Genomic DNA, 3,020 nt, shown 5'->3' on the forward strand with positions numbered 1-3,020 from the left:
CCTGCGGACAAGGTCGCCAAGCACGTCGCCACCCTCGGTGATCACGTCCGCGACCTTGGGCTGGATGGCAAGGCTGGCCCAACGTGCAGCGGTTGGCTTGAAATAGATGGTGCCGTCTTCGGGGAAATAGGCCTTCCGGCGCGAACTGCGCGGCTGCAGGAAGCGGCCGGCATGATAGGAGGTGGCGAGGCTGATCATGTTCAGCCCGGCGCGTTCGACAAGATCGCGTTCGACCGTCTCCAGGCCCAGATCCTGGACATCCCAGGGATAGGTCCACATCGAAAGCTGCATGAAATATCCTCAGTCTTCTGGATTGATGCTGCCGGTCGTTCCCCGTTCGCGACGCGCATGAGGCGTTCGGCGAATGCAAGGCTTCCCCGGCAAGATCGAGCCGTTGTCGCAGCCGGGAATCGAGCAAGACTCCTGCCTTGATCGAAGGCGATTTGCAAGAAGCGCGGAAAAAATGGCCGGGCTCGAATGCGGCCCGGCCAAGAAAGAAGGTTTACAACCTTCAGAGGGGAACACCGTTCAGCGGAATGGGAGGAAACCGCCGAACGATTTTACCTGTATGAGCTGATTTGAGCACGTTGGCGACGGAAAAAATTCCAAAACCTTAAGCAAAGATGAAATTCCCGTCCCCGATTCAAACCGGCGCCGCACCGGTTGCAGGCAAGTCCGAATAGTGGCGGCGGGCCACGTCGGGGTGGGAGCGAATGTTCACGACCTGCCCGCGACCTGCCCGCGAACCGCCGCGGCCGAAGGTCAGAAAGTCTCGACCCATGACCTGATTTCGAGTTCTGAGCTCCAGGCGCTGCGATGCTGCCGATGGATGGCAAGATAGGTTTGCGCGATCGCGTCTGGAGACAGCCGGCGGTCTGATTCATCAGCCTGGCCCAGGGGCGCAATGGCCCCGTCGATGATGAAATGCGCGACATGGATGTTTTTCGAAGCCAGTTCGCGGGCCATGGATTGCGCCAGCCCGCGCAGGCCGAACTTTGGCATGGCAAACCCGGCCGAGCCCGAAAACCCCTTGACGCTGGCGGTGGCGCCAGTGAACAGGATCGAGCCCGAGCCGCGGGAAAGCAACCGGCGAGCCGCCTGTTGGCCGACCAGGAACCCGCCATAGGCGCCGACCAGCAATGCCTGCTTCACCACTTCGGGATCGAGATCGGCGATGGACCCGCGGGTGCGGCCGCTGGCGTTGAACACCGCAAGCGATAGCGGACCGCTCTTGTCGGCTACGTCGAACAGGTTTGCGACCGAAGCGACGTCGGCAACGTCCGTCTCGACCGCCAGTGCCCCGGTTTCGTCGACCAGTCCGCTCAGCTTGCCGACGTTGCGGGCAGCCAGAACCACACGAAAGCCCTCCTTGGCGAGAAGGCGGGCGAGCGAGGCGCTCAGCCCCAGTCCCGCGCCCGCGATAACTGCAACGTCGGATGTCATCGAGTTTCTCCATTTTTGGATTCCGGCCAGGCAAGGTCGCTCCTTCCGGCGTGGCAGGCAAGAGTCTCTGGCATCAGCCGGCGCGCATCACCATGGCCGTGCGCCGTCGATGACTTCCATGGCGCGGGCGGCGAAACGGCCGGCCAGTGGCGCGACGTCGGCCGCATTGGCCGCCGCCGCGCTGCCGGCCTGCGCGCGGTCGGCGATGCCGACGAAGATCACCGCGAAGCGGAACAGGGCGAAAACCAGATGGAACGGCCGCAGCGGCCCAGTGGGCACGGCATGGGCGAAATAGTGGTCGAGGAACGCGCGCTGGGTCGGAATGCCGAGCGCTGCATGATCGAGGCCGAGGATGCCGCCATATTCGTCCGGCGCGGAATGCCAGGGCATCGAGCAGAAGCCGAGATCGGCCAGCGGATGGCCGAGCGTCGACAATTCCCAGTCGAGGATACCGATCACCTCAGGCCGCTCGGGATGGAAGAGGAGATTGCCGAGGCGGAAGTCGCCATGCGCGATGGCAACGCGGCCATCGTCCGGCGGAAGATTTCGCGGCAGCCATTCGGCCACGGCGTCGAGCGCCGCGATGCGGTCGCTCGGCGAGTCCCGCAACTGCTTCGTCCAGCGCGCGATCTGCCGCTCAAAATAGTTTCCCGGCCGGCCGTAGTCGCCGAGCCCGATCTCCTCCGGCCGGATGGCGTGCAGCTTGGCCATAGCCTCGGCCATGCCGAAATAGATGCCGCGCCGCTCATCGCGCGACAATCCCGGCAATGCGCAATCATGGAAGACGCGGCCATCGAGACGTTCCATCAGATAGAAGGGCGTGCCGAGCAATTCGTCGCCGGCGTAGAAGAGCACTGGCCGTGGCACCGGCACGTCGGTTGGAGCGAGTGCCTCGATCACCCGGTATTCGCGATCGATGGCGTGGGCGCCGCGCAGGATCGGCCCGCTGGGCTTCTTGCGCAGCACCATGCGATGTCCGCCGTAGTCGACGAAATAGGTCGGGTTCGACTGGCCGCCGCCGATCCGCTGCAGCGACAGAGGGCCAGCGCCGAAGCGGCTTTTGAGAAAATCCGCCAGCCGCGATGGATCGAAATCCGGCCGCGTCACGGGCTCAGCGCTTTCCGGCATGGCCTGTTTCGACTGGCTCGACATTCCAGCGCCAGAAGCCGGTGCCTTCCTCGTTGAGGAACCGGTTGAGCACCATCTTGTGGACCTCGTCGGCGCCGTCGACCAGGCGAGCCTGGCGGGCATATCGATAGATCCATTCGAGCACCGTATCCTTCGAATAGCCGCGCGCGCCATTGATCTGGATCGCCACGTCGGCGGCGTCATGCAGGACGTTGGCGACCTGGACCTTGGCCATGGAGACCTCCTTGCGGGCGAAGCCGCCGCGATCGAGCTCCCAGGCTGCCTTCATCACCAGCAGGCGGCCGATCTCGATGCGCATGGCGAGATCGCCGAGCATCAGCTGGATGCTCTCCCGATCGGCCAGAAGCTTGCCGAAGCCATGGCGCTCGGCGGCATAAGCGCGGGCGATCTCGATGCAGCGCTTGGACAGGCCCAGCCAGCGCATGCAG

3 protein-coding genes and 1 pseudogene are annotated in these 3,020 nt (G+C 64.3%); all 4 read right to left on the bottom strand.

Going from position 1 to position 3,020, the window contains the following annotated elements:
- Positions 1–291, bottom strand: a pseudogene (locus CN311_RS29690) (hypothetical protein); the annotation flags it as partial.
- A gap of 471 nt (positions 292–762) precedes the next feature.
- Positions 763–1,443 carry an SDR family NAD(P)-dependent oxidoreductase gene (locus tag CN311_RS29695; protein WP_097577168.1) on the bottom strand — a complete coding sequence of 227 codons (681 nt, stop codon included), beginning with the start codon at positions 1,441–1,443 and terminating at the stop codon, positions 763–765.
- A gap of 87 nt (positions 1,444–1,530) precedes the next feature.
- Positions 1,531–2,571, bottom strand: coding sequence for a phosphotransferase family protein (locus CN311_RS29700; protein WP_097577169.1), 1,041 nt, complete (start codon positions 2,569–2,571; stop codon positions 1,531–1,533).
- Positions 2,555–3,020: acyl-CoA dehydrogenase family protein (locus CN311_RS29705; protein ID WP_133117289.1), on the bottom strand; the 466-nt coding region annotated here is incomplete at its 5' end. The genes CN311_RS29700 and CN311_RS29705, both read right to left, overlap by 17 nt.

It is taken from the genome of Mesorhizobium sanjuanii, assembly GCF_002529485.1.
Classification (GTDB): Bacteria; Pseudomonadota; Alphaproteobacteria; order Rhizobiales; family Rhizobiaceae; genus Mesorhizobium; species Mesorhizobium sanjuanii.